The sequence below is a fragment of the Dictyobacter kobayashii genome (assembly GCF_003967555.1).
In the GTDB taxonomy this organism is placed as follows: Bacteria; Chloroflexota; Ktedonobacteria; order Ktedonobacterales; family Ktedonobacteraceae; genus Dictyobacter; species Dictyobacter kobayashii.
On record NZ_BIFS01000001.1, the window covers coordinates 570,024 to 586,801 of the forward strand.

The window sequence follows — 16,778 nt, forward strand, 5'->3', positions numbered from 1 at the left end:
GTCAACTTAAGCTACTTCTCGCTATTATTGGGAAACCATTTTATTTTGATCCTTGCAGGTACCTTTTTAAAGAAAAAAATACATAAATGAGGCTTGAGCTAAGAAACTTCCCAACTATTATATTAGTCTCGACGCAATCAATAGTAGCTCAAAAAGTTTGTTTGGGGAATAATATTTTTGTAATTGTAAAGCATGGATTTTGTATTAGTATGAGGAAAATTCGTCGCTCATTTTTTATTTATCCCTTAACAACTGTTCCTTTCCCTCAAAGAATAGTTCTCATCTTTTCTGACTTGTTTGTTTTTATCTCGTGGGCTTAACGATGAGATTCTTAGCGATTGGTGATAATGAGATTTTCAAGATGAAATTTTTAACTAGTCTGCATAATTGGGATGAGTAATAGCTGAACTATTACTTGAGATCCTACTTGATCTTCCTCGTTCATAAATACGCTTTTAAGAAATGCTGTGTTTTCCTGCAAAAAAACTATCAACACAAACCAAAGCGTTTTCAAAATTTTTGCGCTTATAGAAGAAATGCTGGTAGAGGCTATACATCTTTCAGCGGCTTCCACCATGATTCATATTGCATATACCACCTTACTGTCTCTGCAAGGGAAGCTTCAAAGCTAAATTGTGGCTGCCAACCGAGTTGTCGTATTTTAGTCGTGTTGAGTGCGTAACGTCGATCATGCCCTGGTCTGTCCGTAACAAAACGGATTAGTGATGACGATTTACCGAGCAAATCAAGAATGAGCTGGGCAATCTTAATATTTTGATATTCATTATCACCTCCAATGTTATATATTTCTCCTACTTTACCCTGATGGAGAGCAACATCGATTCCCCGACAGTGATCCAAAACATAGATCCAATCGCGTATTTGCCGACCGTTACCATAAATCGGGAGTAAGCGATCTTCTTTAGCATTTGTTATGAGAAGCGGAATAAACTTCTCGGATGTTGAAATGGACCAAAGTTGTTACTACCACGTGTGATAATAACGGGCAACCCATAGGTTACAAAATAAGCTTGTGCGATGAACTCTCCACCTGCTTTACTGGCACTGTAGGGACTCCTAGGTATCACGTTAGCATCTTCTCCAGCATTGCCTGAGAGTATTTCCCCATACACTTCGTCAGTGGAAATTTGCACAAACCTTTCTATGTGTTCTTTTCGGGCTTGTTCAAGTAGGACATAAGTTCCATAGACATCTGTCATAATAAAATGCCCAGGATGCTCAAGTGAGCGATCCACATGGCTTTCTGCGGCAAAATTGAGTACATACTCGCAGCCCTGCATCGCTTCTTTAACAGATGTAGGATCACATATATCACCCTGGAAGAAGTGATAGCGTTCTAATGGTCCATAGCACTCTTGTACATCGGATAGGTTAGATAAATTTCCAGCGTAGGTTAGTTTATCAAGCATATTAATTGCATAATCAGGATACTTTTCCAGCATATAGCGTACAAAATGTGAACCAATAAATCCGGCCCCGCCGGTAACAAGAATATGTTTCATCTGGTAGTATCCTTTCAGAAAAATCTCAAATAGCCAGGTCAGTTTGTAAATAAATTCTATAAGAGTGTTGCACATAGCACATTTTAGATCAGCTAATGATCTTTTCGAAATAGTTTCTCTAGCTCCAAAATTTGTTATATCTAAATCGAAATGATTCAATATCACCAACAAATCTTTCAGTTGGTTTAAAATTGTCTAAAATGTGTTATAATGATATTAGCATACTAAGTCAATATTCGAATGTATATATGCAAGTCAATTACATGTATGCATTTAAGTGCTTGTGCGTCAGGAGTTATATGTGACGTTTTTCTCAATTTTAACTCGACCAATGCAATACCATAATTTACACCCTTTATGAGGGTAAAGAGAGTTTCAACAAACATAAATAGAGCTACCTATCTATAGTCGGAGTTGTCTCTTATATAGAATAATTTCCAAAATTATTCTATATCGTTATTAAACATAGATTGCCTTATAAAAAGGTAAAGTAGTTTAACTTTACCTTGAGTTTAGTATTTGGTTCGTAAATATCCTTTATCAACGTTCATTTTGAATATTTACTATCCAGTGAAAAAATAAGAGGGAAGGATAAAGAAGAAACATGACAAACACTGGTTTTACTCTCTGGTTTACCGGCCTCTCTGGTGCAGGTAAGAGTACGCTGGCAGGTGGGATCGAGAAATGTCTGCAACAGCATGGACGCAATGTAGAGATCCTAGATGGCGATATCGTGCGTACTCATCTGAGTAAGGGCCTTGGCTTCAGCCGCGAGGATCGTGATATCAATATTAAACGTATCGCCTTCGTTTGTAATTTGCTTACTCGTAATGGTGTGATCTGTATCTCGGCAGCCATCGCACCTTATCGTGAAGCTCGCGCTTGGGCACGCCAGGAGATTGGAAACTTTGTCGAAATCTATGTGAAATGTCCTATCGACGTTTGCCGGAAACGTGATGTAAAAGGCCTCTATAAGTTGGTTGACGAGGGCAAGATCCGGGGCTTTACCGGCGTGGATGATCCCTATGAGGAGCCAGAAAATCCGGATCTGATTGTCGAGACCTTTAAAGAGACATTAGATGAAAGCGTTACACGTGTTCTGAGCAAGCTAGTCGAGATGAAGTACCTTGATCCAAGCTATTTGGAAGAATCTCTCAGCATATAATAAATTGTTTCCCTAGTCAACAAGTGGCAATGTCTACTGTTTAGTTTTCGTTTCTCAATAGAGGTCGGAGTATTCACAGGCCTTTTCTCAGTATATGTGAACAGGAAGTATAATTCTCGCATCTATGTTTGGGCAAGGCTATGTCCCAACATCCCTCTCTTGTACGAATAAAAAAGGACAAGCTACGGGATAACACATAGCACTACGTGCAGAATTATAAATGCAAGCAGAATTATAGGAGACTCTTATGACAACAGATGGTTTAATCACGCCTCAGGGTGGAAAACTTATGATTAATCTAGCTAGCGAGGCAGAATTACAAGAATTACAAGAACAGGTCTCAGAATTACCACGTATTATTATTGGTCCACGCCAACTCGCTGATCTCGAACAACTGGCTAATGGCGCATACAGTCCGCTACAAGGTTTTCTCAAACGGGATGACTATCTCAGCGTCATTAATACGATGCATCTGGACAACGGCCTCCCTTGGTCAATTCCTATTACCCTTCCTGTCACCAGAGAGCAAGCAGCAACATTAACTGAAGGTGAGCGTATTGCACTTGTCAATGATAAAGGTGAACTCTATGCTGTTCTGACACTCGAAGAAAAATATATGTATAATAAACATGATGAAGCCCGCCAAGTCTACCGCACAGAAGACGATGCACACCCAGGCGTCGCGGTTGTCTACCAGCAGGGAGAAGTTCTCTTGGGGGGTCCTGTCCGTGTTGTCGAACTTCAGCCGCAGATGTTCCAACAGTATCGTTACACGCCTACACAGACTCGCCAAATCTTTGCACGACGCGGCTGGAAGCGTATTGTCGGTTTTCAGACGCGTAATCCTGTCCATCGTGCTCATGAATACATTCAGAAGTGTGCCCTAGAGATGGTTGACGGGCTCTACCTGCACCCTCTGATCGGTGCGACTAAAAGTGATGACATCCCGGCCGAGGTACGTATGCGTTGCTACGAAGTTCTTCTCAATAACTATTACCCAGCTGATCGCGCAATTCTGGGTGTTTTACCTGCAGCAATGCGTTATGCCGGTCCACGTGAGGCAATCTTCCACGCACTTATGCGTAAAAACTATGGCTGCTCGCACTTTATCGTTGGACGTGATCATGCCGGTGTTGGTAACTACTATGGCACTTATGATGCTCATAAGATTTTTGCCGAATTCGATCCTCAGAAACTTGGCATTACACCATTGTTCTTCGATCACACTTTTTATTGTCGTCAATGTGAAGGTATGGCCTCCGCCAAAACTTGCCCTCACGGGAGTGATGCTCATGTGACACTCAGCGGAACTCGAGTGCGGCAAATGCTCCAGTCTGGTATCATCCCCCCCTCTGAGTTCACACGCCCCCAAGTTGCGAAAGTACTTATTGAAGCTATGCAGCAACAGGCATAATAGTTAGACGTTTGGTGTGACTCTCATGAAGATCTACCAATCGATCAAGTCAGCAAAAGTCATGCGGGGCCGTTTCAGGTTCCCATTCAACCAAATATAAAATTTGTGCAATATGCACTTGTTCCAGATATATCAGGAGGGATTCTTGGACTATCATATAAGTTTTGCTGGATTGTTAGTAGGTTTTCTCATTGGTCTAACAGGAATGGGCGGTGGTTCATTACTTGCTCCAATCCTTATCATTCTGTTTCGTATCCCTCCAGTATGGGCAGTTGCGTCTGATATCACTTATTCAACCGTTACAAAGGCTTTTGGCTCCATTGTATATATACAGCACAAGCAAGTAAACTTTTCTATTGTCTTCTGGTTAGCCTGTGGTAGTATTCCTGCAACACTAATCAGTGTGCTATTAGTCCAATATACACATAAGCAGTATGCTTCACTGATCAATAGCATTATTGTACATTTAATCGGCTTCGTGCTTGTCTTTGTGGCTGTATTACTTCTTTTCAAACCCACTCTTATGCTTTGGATAGAGCACAGACAGCAAGCGAAAATCAGGCAAAAGACAGGTGCTCAAGGGTCAGAACACAGGCGTATATGGAAGCGCCCGATGGCAACGATCCTTGTAGGAGCAGTTGTTGGTCTTATGGTTGGTCTCACTTCCGTTGGTAGTGGTACGTTAATCGTTGCCGCGATTGCATTCCTTTACCCTAGGATGCCATCAAGAGAGTTGATAGGAACGGATATTTTTCAAGCATTTTTATTACTATTAGCTGGTTTTGTTGGATATTTCGCCTCTGGTGAAATCAACTGGACCATCGTTTGTTTGCTATTGCTTGGTTCGCTACCTGGTGTTTTGATTGGTAGCATTTCTAGCAAATACATTCCTAACAAATATCTCAATCCCGTACTAGCTGTTATATTAGGACTTTCAGGTTTAAAATTAATTTAATACGTCCACCTACATGCAGATTGGGAATGCCTAGCACACAGTAAAATGCACTCCCAATTAAATAATGCTTAGTAATAAACAAGGTGTGCGATCTTGTTCATAGAAAGAATCAGAATCATAGATTTATATACGGGATTGTTCCTCATTGGTTACAGAGCCAAAAATAGAAAAACTAACGTGGTTATTTCTGTGAGTTAAGACTGCTTCAATCAGGTTTCGTACTATGCTGAGCACCACGTGGCTATTAATGCATTCGTGTATGCACAAGTAGGAGTGTTGCGTGCATTGAAGAGTAGATCGAGATCCTGTACTAAGCAATCACTATACCTATTGACTGTAGTTATCTTTTGTTCATGAAAAGAGGAAAAACTAATGGAAACAATTACAAGATACTTGGAAGAATTGAATCAAATGATAAAAAGTATATCGCATCCACAAATTCAGACAATTTTACATATATTGGAGCGTGCATATAACCAAAACCAACACATTTTTGGTAACTACTCAGTAGCCCATGCAATGGGGAAAGGAGAACCAGCAAAAACCGCAGCAATGGCAGCAAGCATTGAGCGCCCCTGCTTGCGCATGGTTGAAAGATAGCTGCGAATGATGCAAAAAGCCGTAGCTCCATCGTCACTGCGGAAGGTTCCGGAAATCTTTTGCTGCACTTTCACCATGCGTAAATCTCGTTCGGCGAGATTGTTGGTAAAAGGCACAGACAGGTCCTCCAGAAAACCCAACACTTGATCAGCTCGCTTTAAGAGCGCATCGAGCAGATTCTTGGAGGCTTCCTGTTTTTTGCGTCCTTGTCGTTTGGGCTGCAGACTTCCTGGGGGAGGGGCTTGAGCGGCATGCGTGGCAAAGCCAGCGGCCAGAATGGCAAAATACTGGGCAAGCCACTGCTCCCGTTCGGGGGTGGGGACGGCGCTCGCTCCTTGGAGGCGCCAGCGATCAGCGGCTTGCTTCATCGCCAGCAACAGATCGAACATGGCTTGTCCCCAAGGCTGCTTCTCCTGTTCGGCGACATACAGGCAGTCGCGTAGCAGGTGGGCTCCGCAGAGGCTATGGGTACAGAGGTAGCGATCATAGCTGGACCAGCGATCATGCATGGAGCGGCCCTGATAGTGTGGCCAGATCCCAATCTGCTCCAGAGCCTGATGCCCTCGTTTGCGATGCCAGGAGTACAGGGTGAGCCAGGGAGTCGCATTGAGATGCATCCAATGCAAGATGCCTTTGACACGCATCCCCGTTTCGTCAGCATGTTGCAAGGGGCTGGCCAGCAGTAAGGTTTTGATCCGCTCGATGCTCGACTCAAGGGTCTTGGCTGCCTGAGCAATCCAACGGACCAGCGTGCCTTCGGACAACTGACACCCGCACAGATCAGCAAGAGCTTCACAGGTGCGTTGCAGTGGCACCAGTTGAAAGTGGGAAAGATAGACCGCCAAGGCTTGGACCTGCGGGCCATACTGGACAGCAGCATCGACGCCTGCCGGAAAAGACGCCTGCGTCACATGCTGGCAATAGGGGCAGCAGATTGCTTGTCGGCAATGCTCCTCGACCAGCAAACGCCACGTGGGCAGATCGTGGACTTGACGGCGTTCGTTGGTGATAGCTGCCTCCTGCTCAAGAGGGTACTGACATGCTTCACAGTGCGTTGGACGATGAAGCACGACGCTATCAGGAGTCAATGCTTGCATCAGGGTATGACCGTGGTGACCGGCTTGTCCACCGGAAGTCTTGCCGCTTTTGCGCCGCTGTTTGCCAGGTTTGCGACCCAATCCATCACTGGAAGGAGGTTTACTACTATTATGACTATCTTTTCCCAATCGCCGTTCAAGCTCTTCAATGCGCAACAAGGCACCTATGAGCAATCCTTCGAGCTCTTCGATCCTGCGATCTTTCTGCTCTGCTTGCTCTTTGAATGCCTCTGCTTGCTCTTTGAGCTCTCGGTAGGCTTTCTGAAGATTTCTCACTTCTTCTTCTGTCATGCTCTTAGTTTATCAGCTTTGTCCAGCTTTTCTCAAGGTACTGAGTAGTTACCATTTTTGTTATTGGAAATGGTGGAAGTGCAGCAACAGCCTCTCATCTAGCCCTTGATCTCACAAAAAACACATATGCACCCGATAAGCCACGTTTAAAAGCTATCTCATTAACAGATCATGTTCCATTAATAACAGCCTGGAGTAATGATGTTGCCTATGAGTATATATTTTCAGAGCAACTTAAAAATTTTTTAGGGGTTAATGATGTAGTAATTGGTATTAGTACCAGTGGTAATTCTTTAAATGTTATAAATGCGCTTAAATTTGCAAAAGAGAATGATGCATATACAATAGGATTACTAGGAGCAAATGGTGGAAAAATGAAAGATATTGTAGATGCTTATGTACTAGCTCCCGGTTCTAACATTGAACAAGAAGAAGATGCTCATCTTATTTTTTCACATATTATTACGAGGCATATGAAACAGGTTATTCAGAGGGCGCCGAAGAATCTATTATGCAACTATAGGTCATCTTAGTTTTTTTATATCACCTCCTTCAACAGGTTCGAGTCTGCTGAAGGCTTTGTTTGCCATCTTGTTCATCACGGATGAGTGGGCGACCTACCTAGTATTACAACCGTAGTTATTTAGGGAGAACGATTCCTGATCCAGGTGTTCTGGCAGAATACGCATGGCGACGGGAATGAGTCTGACGGGCCCACAGCCGTTTGCGTCGCCGCCACCTTGACCAGGCCAGCCGAAGTTCAGCAGAACCTTTCGGTAAAGGCAGCGCGATCTCCAACAACCGCCGCACTTCTGGGACGGTCAGTTCGGCGAGTTCCTCGCTGGCCGGGCTTTTTTTTCTCGCTCAGCGGCCCGAATGCTCGCCAGCCAGGCATGGGCCATCATCGAGAGCGTGATATGCCGGTGCCAACTGTGCCAGAACCGCACTTCATACTCATTCAACCCGGTCTCGCCTTTGGCTTCCTTGATACATTGTTCCACCGTATAGCGGCTTGAGGCCATCCAGATGAGCACCCGCAGCGCCGTTGCCGGGGGAGCATAGCACAGATAATAGGCCAGTTCATCGGGTGTGCTGATCGAGCAACGAGCCAGCAACCAGATATCGGGTCCAGGAAGCTGATCTCGGCTTTCCACGACTGGCTGGCAGGCCCAGTCATAGGTGATCGAGCCCTTTTCCCCTTCCATCACCGAGAGGCGTTGCCACATCTTTCGGGGCCAGGCTGCCACAATCTCGGACACCATTTGAGATTGGGGCGAGCCTTCTGCCAGACGCCGCGCGCGTCGGGGCCGGCCTCCCGTCTGCTCCTTTGGCTCCTGAATGGCCGGCAGCTCTTTCCAGACACGGGTGTTGGCTGCCACTGCCAGGACGTAAAAGCGTCCAGCAGCCTGGATCGTTTCGCGTAAGCGGGGTGAGTCCCCATAGACTTCATCACCCGTCACCCAGCACATCGGCACCCCCTGTTCCCGAGCATGCCGAAACATGATGATGGCCTGTTCTGGCTTGGTTTCAAATCGCACCGACTCTGGCACCATTGCCTCGGCTCGACGGTCTTGATCCCAGGTCCACTCTTCTTCTGGCAAGTAGAGACGGCGGTCAAGAAAGACATGGTTCCCCCGGCCCACATACGAGAGCACCGTGCTCACCTGACAGTTCTCCAGTTTGCCCATCGCCCCACAATACTGTTTGGCGACTCCGGCGGACTTGTTACCTTTCTTGGGGAAACTGGTCTCATCCACCACCCCGATGCCTTCCTCATCCCCAAAGCGCTCGATGACAAACTGCTCTCAGCGATCCCGCGCTGCTTCAGCATCCCAGGGGACGCGATAGAGCAAGCGCTGCATGCGGTCGGGGATGCCTTGCCCGACCACCTCGGCCAGTTGCCAACTGTTCTTGCATCCCACATTGGCCAGCAAGCCGCGCAGGTATTTCTTGGCTTGTTCACGGGACTCAGTCCGCTCAAACAAGTCAGCAAAACGAGCATGAAACTGTTCAAACGCTTCCTGCCACTGATCCAATGCTTCCAGTCTCATCTGGATGCCTCCTTCGTTGCTCAGTCCTTTTTTCTCCTCTCTCTTTTCCACGAGGAAGACTAACTACGGTTGTAATACTAGAAGATGTGTGGAAAGACCTGGGGAGCCAGACAAAAAGTGATAGAATGAGCGGAGAAGACAGCAGACAAAAGGAATTTTTAGCGATAAAGGTGCAAAATAAGGAGAAAGCGACTCTATCCGTGTGATACCAACGATGATGAGTGAAATATTCTGGAACCGCTCATTCCACTTGCCAAGCCAGGTGAGCGGAACAGAACGACCAATATGCGTGAAGTGATGAATGGCATCTATTATATATTGCGTAGCAGGTGTCAATGGCGCATGCTTCCTTATGAATTTTCTCATTGGTCGACGATTGGAGCTATTTTCACATCTGGCGGAAGACGGGTATATGGGAACAGATGCATACGCAATTGCGAGAGCGCCTGAGAAGTCAACTGAGGAAGAGGTTCACGGCCTATGGGGATCTCATGCATAATATCGCCGACAAGTTGTGAAAAACGAAGGGTAATAGGCCGAACATCTGCAAATGCAGTTGTGTCCCAATTCATTTTAGTTAAAAGTAGGATCTCCTCCTGAATAGTAGTAAGGGAAGTATCTCCAATATAGTCAGAAATTTGCAATGGTGAGGGCACATGACCATGTGGATACGTTTTTAATGATGGAATAAAACCTGTTGTATAAAGATATCGCACATCATCAATCGTAAAAGCGGTTCCACGCAATGGTGGATATTGACCTTCGCGAAACAAACGAATACGATTTGTTGGACGTATCGAGACAAGATCATAACGGGACACACTCCTAAGTGCATCCTGAAAACCTTCTTCCTCCGGAGACCAAAAATGAGAAGACTTATGTACAACGACACGCTGCGGTAAATTTTTCATCGTTTCTTTATACTGCTTAAGGACAAGATCGATCAATAATTTAGCCTGATTACTATCTAGATGTGGTGATTTCCCCTGAGTTCTAGTATCCCAGGGGAAATCTTGTCCTCTCAATACCATGCCATCACCATATTCATTAAATGCTTGGGCGACGCTGGCACACATAGTAGAAGCAGAACCAAGAGGACGGTAAAAACTAATCCCAACATAACAAGTTCCTGGCATTAACCCCTTTGGACTCCAAGGAATACCGCCACCTTTAAAATACATGCCAGAAAACAGGTTCCAGGCAACACGTGATTTATGGTCGATATCCTTAATACCTGGCACAGCATCATAAGTGCGCTGTCGAATGATTTGTGTTGTCAAACGATGGCGCATTGCCTCTGCTTTGAGTGCTCGGCGAAAATCTCGGTGGACATCTCGTTTATCTTCTATATAATCGACAGTTGCACAATGAACCAAAAGATCATCAGGGAGAGCAAGGATAACATAATAAAGAACAACTCAACGTCCAGGCAATACCTGGACAGCCAACGCAGCAGGCGACTAAGTTCTATCATCATGGGGTGGCAAGCGCGCCCCACATTCATTTCGAGAAAGATTGTGCTGAGATGGCGCGAGAAGGCTGGCAGCTCATATTTGCGGCCAATGTCGGCAACGCTGCGCTCAACTCGCTCATCGTCGCAATCTACCAGAAATAGAAAAAGCCCCTACCCATCTCAGGTAACGGGCGTTTATTTTAGGCGAACCACAAATTGGCTGGTTGCTTACTCCTTGTGCTCGTTCACAAAATTACCGTCTCATCAGCCAATCCTAAACGTACAAAGATCAGGAAACGCTCATAACATTTTTGTAGAGAGCTCCTATTATCTGCCTCCTCGACAAGCAATATTCCAACGTGCATCAGCATACATAAAATATTGTTGGTATTGGTCAGCGCCAAATGTAAATGCCTCGCGCACAGGATAATCTAGGGCACGATAATACTCAAGGATGTCTTGCAATTCCCTCCATAAAGGCTGGCTGCCACGGATATCATTGTGGCCAACAAAATTAAACTGTATCTTCCAGTCTGTCTGTTTGTCATGCAGATAATAGAAGGCTGATGACTTGTCTTTTCGCGTGATCAAATGCGCGTGCATCTGGGGAAAGTGCAACCAGAGGAAGAATTGAAAGTGAGCATTCGTGATGAGATCGAATGGCCAACGATCCTGATCCCAATCTGAATCAATTACAGGATCCATTTTATTGGCGGGATATATTTTGCGGCCAGGATTATGTACGATCCCGGTGCCATCGTGCAGTTGCATAAACTCCCCCTGGACAGTATCAAGAATATTCCCATTGATCTCGCCAGTTACACTATCGCGGCAGGCAAGAAGCATCATAGATACATACGGAGTTTTGCAGTTCATCACCAACCTCCCTCCAGGCCCGAGTTGATCCAACCAGGCGAAAGGAATGTATGGATAACTTCCAGTCGCAATAATGCGATCAAATGGAGCGTTAGGTTGGTAGCCTTCACGGCCATCTCCGGTAACAATGGTCATTCCAGGCCCAACAACACTCGTAATCCGTGATTCAGCCTCAGCGATCAAAGAAGGATCGATATCAATGGTTGTCACCAGGGCAGCATTCTCGGCCAAATTAGAAAGCAATGCAGCATTCCAGCCGGTACCAGTGCCAATTTCGAGAACACGCTGGCCTGGACTCACCTGAAGCACTTGCAGCATCAATGCCATAATGGATGGCTTCGATGAGGATGATGACGCGTACCCATCTTCAGCGATTCTTGTAATAAGTGGTTGATTTGTATAGACCTGCTGTAACCATTCGTCTTCAGAAACGAGCTGCGGCGAAACACGCCGCCACTGAGGCAACTGACCCGGAGCATTCGCTGGCAGGAAAAACTCATGCACAAACAGATGCCTGGGAGCCAGTACAAATGCGCGAAGAATAGGCTCATGTTCGATGAATTGAGCAATCTTCTGTACGAGATGATCGTTATATGGGTTTATCTGTTGTTTCTGTACCACCATATGACACGCTCCTTACTTATAGAAAGGACATCCTCAAACAGCGAGCATGTTCTTTTATCCCTCATACATTAATTTTTCCGATGATCGCCACGCCTACCAGGATGATACCTATTGGTCTCCCTATAACGCGTGTAACGTGGGTCAGCGCTCCCTTCAGTACCACCATCGTGATCATTCTCGGGATTCTGATGATTGTACTCGCCACTTCCATCTGAATCAGGATCGTCATACTCATATTCGTCATCGTCATCCTGATAATCATAATCTATATATTGATCATCGTCTCGCCCACGACCACCTCCACGTTTCCCTGATTCATGCCCACCGCCTCGACCGCCTCCTCCTCTACCAGATCCCCGTCCACCACTACTACCCCCACCGCCTCGGCGACGAAAGAGATTGGATGGAGCATGAGGAGCTTTAACTTCTAAAACGAACGAATTCTCTGGTATTGTCAGCAACATATTGAGACTCCTTCCTCTTGAAACAATCTGTCCTATAAAAGCGTCAAAACTGATCAGCAATCACGAGATGAAGTAGTTCTAGAAGATTAGAGACTGATAGGCAACTTCTTTCTTATTCAAAATTTTCCGTATTTCCGAAGTAGTTCTTGAGGGAATTCGCCAGATGGATAGCGTAAAATGCTTACGCCATATCGCGTCACGGTTTCATAAATGTGGTACTGATCTGGAAAAATAATGCGAAACCGCGTAGAGTCTGCTCGCGGCCAGATCTCTACTCGCGTTGTTCCCTCAGGAAACGTTACAGTCCAATCGTCTTGATTGACCTCTATACGCGCTCCATGCTCGATTAGAATTCGCCTCACGATCTCTTCAACATCGTCGTAGGGTCTGGCTGTATGGATAGACGCTACCGGCACCATCTCGCCCAGATCATAGTGTTCTCCATTTCCTCTCATGTTTCTATCCAATCACTCGAATATAGGTTTCTACCACCATGCGTGCTGCTTCTTCATCTCCTATGTGTGCAGAAAGCTGCTTTTGCAATGGAGTGATTGACTCGAACCGGCTCTGAATAATGTGATGAGGCGCCGTTTGTCTAAAATCCTCCATCAGGCTCCGTAGCGCCTGGCACTCTAATTCAATCCTGTTTCGCAAATCAGCAATTTCACTCATCATAACTCCTCTTTAGTACCTCCATCATGAACGTTCCTTTCGACGTTGAGCAGATATTTTTGATGTGATATGATTGGAGTATAGACGGCAGGAACACATAAGAGCCGATAATTTATTGAAAATGCGCTCATTGTTTTTCGAGAGTTTTTCGAGTCTTACACCTAACGAACCTATATATTACGTGACTTTAGGGGCGGCAATGAATAATGGTGAGCATCCATTAGTAAAAGAGCGAAGGCAGAGAAACCTTACGCAGAAAGACCTCGCGGCTCGGACTCGCTTGAGCGCCAGAACTATCTGGTGCGCAGAAAACAGTATCTCGATTAGCCTGGACTCTCGCAAGCGCATTTGCACCTATCTCAAAAAGACCGCTGAAGAATTGGGATTGAATGCTTCAGATCCGGACAAAGCATGGGGACAAGGGGCGATGGAGGATTCAACCATAGTAGGAGGTAGCATAGTGGGTCAATTCGATGAGACCAAACGAGATACGCTTCGCATGATGGCAGGACTCACCGCTGGCGCTTATCTTACAGGAACGAGAGAGCAACCTGCCGAAGCAAAAGGTGCCAACGAGAGCGTTGATCTCGATATGATCAATGATTACACTGGAGCATTACACAAACTATTTGAAAAAGGCGAATCTTCTTATGTGCTTCAGCAATCACAAAGATGGTACGATAAACTCGAACCCAGGCAAAGGCAGTCACAAGATATTCGACTTGCAGAACTCTCTATGCGCCTTGGTATGCTTATGTGCGCAGCACAACAATATATCTTACCCTGGTATCAACGCGACCAGACAGTTATACACACGTACAATCATATTGAAGAGTCTATCTTCCAGAAATTTCCCCTTAAAGGTTCCCTTGTCTCAGCCTACGCACAGCTATTAGCAAAGCGAGGGCGCCACTATCGGGTGTTATGGCAATTTGATGCATCTATCAAGGAATGTGAGCATGGATTAACACTTGCCAAAGCGGCCGATAACTTTCCTCTTTATACCCATTTTCTGTGTGAACGTGCCCACATAGAGGTGACCTGCGGCAATGAAACAGGCTGGCTCCAAAAATTGGAAGAAGCTCGACGCGGCGTACTAGGAAATGAGAACCAGGCAAAGGCATTAAATCAAATAGACTATATGCAGGGAGAGGGGTATAAGCGCCTGGCATTCCATGCACAAAAAACTTTATCGTTTGCCACAAGAGAACGATATGCCAACGTTGCCCTTTCACGCCTCAATCAATGGGATGGAGCTACAATAGAGATTCCCAGCTATGAGTCCCTCGTCATACAAACATCGAAAGCGCAATGTATGATCTTTACCGATCCCGAAAGCGCACTGCGGCTAACTGATCAATTACGTAAACCAGCGGAGCAACATTTCCCAACCCTTCTCGATAAAATCTACCGGGTAGAATTTCTGGCCCATCAAAGACTGCAAACTAACAAAAATGCTTTTCTCCGAACGTTACACACCAGCGTCTATCGCGCTGGGAAGAATGTGATCTAAATATACAGGAGGATTTTCTTGATGAATAATAGACAACCAACAAAATATTCTCTCGCCGAAGCTGCATTAGAGCCAACACGCCATGGAGCCCTCAAGAAGGTGCTTCTAAAACATGAGGATGTTAATTCTCAATTGATGTTCTTGAATGAAGTGTACGTCGAGCCTGGTGAAGACTTAAAAAGCCACGCCCATCAAGATATGGAAGAGATTTTTTACTTTCTCGAAGGCACGGGCACGTTCCAATTCAAAGGCGATGAAATACAAACCGTTGCCCCCGGTGATCGCTTCATCATACCTGCTCAGATAGAACACTATCTAAAGAATACTGGATCGACCCCATGCGCTTCATTTGCTTTGGTGTCAAGGAAACACTACCAACAGAATAAACAATAGAGAGGCCTGCAGACACGTTTGCAGGCCTTTTAAGAGGCTTGCTCAAAAACGGATAAATAATTTTTCATTACATAGAGACTCATCATTTTATTTAAGGTAATATTATGGGCAGAACTAATAGAAAAAAAAGTAACTACTCAGTACCTTGAGAAAAGCTGGACAAAGCTGATAAACTAAGAGCATGACAGAAGAAGAAGTGAGAAATCTTCAGAAAGCCTACCGAGAGCTCAAAGAGCAAGCAGAGGCATTCAAAGAGCAAGCAGAGCAGAAAGATCGCAGGATCGAAGAGCTCGAAGGATTGCTCATAGGTGCCTTGTTGCGCATTGAAGAGCTTGAACGGCGATTGGGAAAAGATAGTCATAATAGTAGTAAACCTCCTTCCAGTGATGGATTGGGTCGCAAACCTGGCAAACAGCGGCGCAAAAGCGGCAAGACTTCCGGTGGACAAGCCGGTCACCACGGTCATACCCTGATGCAAGCATTGACTCCTGATAGCGTCGTGCTTCATCGTCCAACGCACTGTGAAGCATGTCAGTACCCTCTTGAGCAGGAGGCAGCTATCACCAACGAACGCCGTCAAGTCCACGATCTGCCCACGTGGCGTTTGCTGGTCGAGGAGCATTGCCGACAAGCAATCTGCTGCCCCTATTGCCAGCATGTGACGCAGGCGTCTTTTCCGGCAGGCGTCGATGCTGCTGTCCAGTATGGCCCGCAGGTCCAAGCCTTGGCGGTCTATCTTTCCCACTTTCAACTGGTGCCACTGCAACGCACCTGTGAAGCTCTTGCTGATCTGTGCGGGTGTCAGTTGTCCGAAGGCACGCTGGTCCGTTGGATTGCTCAGGCAGCCAAGACCCTTGAGTCGAGCATCGAGCGGATCAAAACCTTACTGCTGGCCAGCCCCTTGCAACATGCTGACGAAACGGGGATGCGTGTCAAAGGCATCTTGCATTGGATGCATCTCAATGCGACTCCCTGGCTCACCCTGTACTCCTGGCATCGCAAACGAGGGCATCAGGCTCTGGAGCAGATTGGGATCTGGCCACACTATCAGGGCCGCTCCATGCATGATCGCTGGTCCAGCTATGATCGCTACCTCTGTACCCATAGCCTCTGCGGAGCCCACCTGCTACGCGACTGCCTGTATGTCGCCGAACAGGAGAAGCAGCCTTGGGGACAAGCCATGTTCGATCTGTTGCTGGCGATGAAGCAAGCCGCTGATCGCTGGCGCCTCCAAGGAGCGAGCGCCGTCCCCACCCCGAACGGGAGCAGTGGCTTGCCCAGTATTTTGCCATTCTGGCCGCTGGCTTTGCCACGCATGCCGCTCAAGCCCCTCCCCAGGAAGTCTGCAGCCCAAACGACAAGGACGCAAAAAACAGGAAGCCTCCAAGAATCTGCTCGATGCGCTCTTAAAGCGAGCTGATCAAGTGTTGGGTTTTCTGGAGGACCTGTCTGTGCCTTTTACCAACAATCTCGCCGAACGAGATTTACGCATGGTGAAAGTGCAGCAAAAGATTTCCGGAACCTTCCGCAGTGACGATGGAGCTACGGCTTTTTGCATCATTCGCAGCTATCTTTCAACCATGCGCAAGCAGGGGCGCTCAATGCTTGCTGCCATTGCTGCGGTTTTTGCTGGTTCTCCTTTCCCCATTGCATGGGCTACTGAGTAGTTACAAACCAGAAAAGATTT

Annotated in this window: 16 protein-coding genes and 2 pseudogenes; 9 read left to right on the plus strand and 9 right to left on the minus strand. The window is 46.3% G+C overall.

What is annotated here, in order from left to right:
• Positions 1–549: 549 nt before the first annotated feature.
• Positions 550–1,523 (minus strand): annotated as a pseudogene (gene rfbB, locus EL645_RS45220) (dTDP-glucose 4,6-dehydratase).
• 604 nt (positions 1,524–2,127) lie between these two features.
• Here rfbB and cysC point away from each other — a divergent pair.
• The 3 genes from cysC to EL645_RS02490 all read left to right on the plus strand — a co-directional run bounded on the left by cysC (position 2,128) and on the right by EL645_RS02490 (position 5,057).
• Positions 2,128–2,688 (plus strand): adenylyl-sulfate kinase, encoded by a 561-nt coding sequence (gene cysC, locus EL645_RS02480; protein ID WP_126548574.1) that lies wholly within the window; start codon positions 2,128–2,130, stop codon positions 2,686–2,688.
• 247 nt (positions 2,689–2,935) lie between these two features.
• The gene (gene sat, locus EL645_RS02485; RefSeq protein ID WP_126548575.1) at positions 2,936–4,102 is read left to right on the plus strand and encodes a sulfate adenylyltransferase; all 1,167 of its coding nucleotides are present in this window, start codon (positions 2,936–2,938) and stop codon (positions 4,100–4,102) included.
• A gap of 145 nt (positions 4,103–4,247) precedes the next feature.
• Positions 4,248–5,057 (plus strand): sulfite exporter TauE/SafE family protein, encoded by an 810-nt coding sequence (locus tag EL645_RS02490; protein WP_161977052.1) that lies wholly within the window; start codon positions 4,248–4,250, stop codon positions 5,055–5,057.
• 500 nt (positions 5,058–5,557) lie between these two features.
• Here the strand turns inward: EL645_RS02490 and tnpC (EL645_RS02495) are convergent, their stop codons facing one another.
• Positions 5,558–7,045, minus strand: a complete 1,488-nt coding sequence (tnpC, locus tag EL645_RS02495; RefSeq protein ID WP_126548577.1) for an IS66 family transposase — start codon at positions 7,043–7,045, stop codon at positions 5,558–5,560.
• Between the two features lie 62 nt (positions 7,046–7,107).
• On the opposite strand from tnpC (EL645_RS02495), the gene EL645_RS45225 reads away from it, so the two are divergent.
• Positions 7,108–7,578 (plus strand): D-sedoheptulose-7-phosphate isomerase, encoded by a 471-nt coding sequence (locus EL645_RS45225; RefSeq protein ID WP_371865715.1) that lies wholly within the window; start codon positions 7,108–7,110, stop codon positions 7,576–7,578.
• 288 nt (positions 7,579–7,866) lie between these two features.
• Here EL645_RS45225 and EL645_RS02505 read toward each other — a convergent pair whose 3' ends face one another.
• Both EL645_RS02505 and EL645_RS02510 read right to left on the minus strand, forming a co-directional pair.
• Positions 7,867–8,838, minus strand: coding sequence for an IS701 family transposase (locus tag EL645_RS02505; RefSeq protein WP_126548578.1), 972 nt, complete (start codon positions 8,836–8,838; stop codon positions 7,867–7,869).
• A 12-nt stretch (positions 8,839–8,850) separates the two neighbouring features.
• The gene (locus EL645_RS02510; protein WP_126548579.1) at positions 8,851–9,096 is read right to left on the minus strand and encodes a transposase; all 246 of its coding nucleotides are present in this window, start codon (positions 9,094–9,096) and stop codon (positions 8,851–8,853) included.
• 285 nt (positions 9,097–9,381) lie between these two features.
• Between EL645_RS02510 and EL645_RS42275 the strand changes: the two are divergent.
• A pseudogene (locus EL645_RS42275) lies at positions 9,382–9,426 on the plus strand (hypothetical protein); the annotation flags it as partial.
• Positions 9,427–9,458: 32 nt separating this feature from the next.
• Here EL645_RS42275 and EL645_RS02520 read toward each other — a convergent pair.
• The 5 genes from EL645_RS02520 to EL645_RS02540 all read right to left on the minus strand — a co-directional run bounded on the left by EL645_RS02520 (position 9,459) and on the right by EL645_RS02540 (position 13,188).
• A complete protein-coding gene (locus EL645_RS02520; RefSeq protein ID WP_136625155.1) occupies positions 9,459–10,388 on the minus strand; it encodes an argonaute/piwi family protein in 930 nt (309 codons plus the stop codon).
• A 488-nt stretch (positions 10,389–10,876) separates the two neighbouring features.
• The gene (locus EL645_RS02525) at positions 10,877–12,049 is read right to left on the minus strand and encodes a methyltransferase domain-containing protein (protein ID WP_126548581.1); all 1,173 of its coding nucleotides are present in this window, start codon (positions 12,047–12,049) and stop codon (positions 10,877–10,879) included.
• A gap of 68 nt (positions 12,050–12,117) precedes the next feature.
• A complete protein-coding gene (locus tag EL645_RS40200) occupies positions 12,118–12,513 on the minus strand; it encodes a hypothetical protein (protein ID WP_126548582.1) in 396 nt (131 codons plus the stop codon).
• Positions 12,514–12,629: 116 nt separating this feature from the next.
• Positions 12,630–12,968 (minus strand): hypothetical protein, encoded by a 339-nt coding sequence (locus tag EL645_RS02535; protein WP_126548583.1) that lies wholly within the window; start codon positions 12,966–12,968, stop codon positions 12,630–12,632.
• Positions 12,969–12,972: 4 nt separating this feature from the next.
• Positions 12,973–13,188, minus strand: coding sequence for a hypothetical protein (locus EL645_RS02540; RefSeq protein WP_126548584.1), 216 nt, complete (start codon positions 13,186–13,188; stop codon positions 12,973–12,975).
• A 196-nt stretch (positions 13,189–13,384) separates the two neighbouring features.
• Here EL645_RS02540 and EL645_RS02545 point away from each other — a divergent pair, with 196 nt between their 5' ends.
• The 4 genes from EL645_RS02545 to EL645_RS45230 all read left to right on the plus strand — a co-directional run bounded on the left by EL645_RS02545 (position 13,385) and on the right by EL645_RS45230 (position 16,758).
• Complete coding sequence (locus tag EL645_RS02545; RefSeq protein WP_126548585.1) at positions 13,385–14,698, plus strand: helix-turn-helix domain-containing protein; 1,314 nt, start codon at positions 13,385–13,387, stop codon at positions 14,696–14,698.
• Between the two features lie 21 nt (positions 14,699–14,719).
• Complete coding sequence (locus EL645_RS02550; protein WP_126548586.1) at positions 14,720–15,091, plus strand: cupin domain-containing protein; 372 nt, start codon at positions 14,720–14,722, stop codon at positions 15,089–15,091.
• 181 nt (positions 15,092–15,272) lie between these two features.
• Positions 15,273–16,511: an IS66 family transposase gene (tnpC, locus tag EL645_RS02555; protein ID WP_371865628.1), complete on the plus strand. Its 1,239-nt coding sequence runs from the start codon at positions 15,273–15,275 to the stop codon at positions 16,509–16,511.
• Complete coding sequence (locus EL645_RS45230; protein ID WP_371865713.1) at positions 16,483–16,758, plus strand: IS66 family transposase; 276 nt, start codon at positions 16,483–16,485, stop codon at positions 16,756–16,758. The genes tnpC (EL645_RS02555) and EL645_RS45230 overlap by 29 nt, the downstream gene beginning before the upstream one ends.
• Positions 16,759–16,778: the final 20 nt, after the last annotated feature.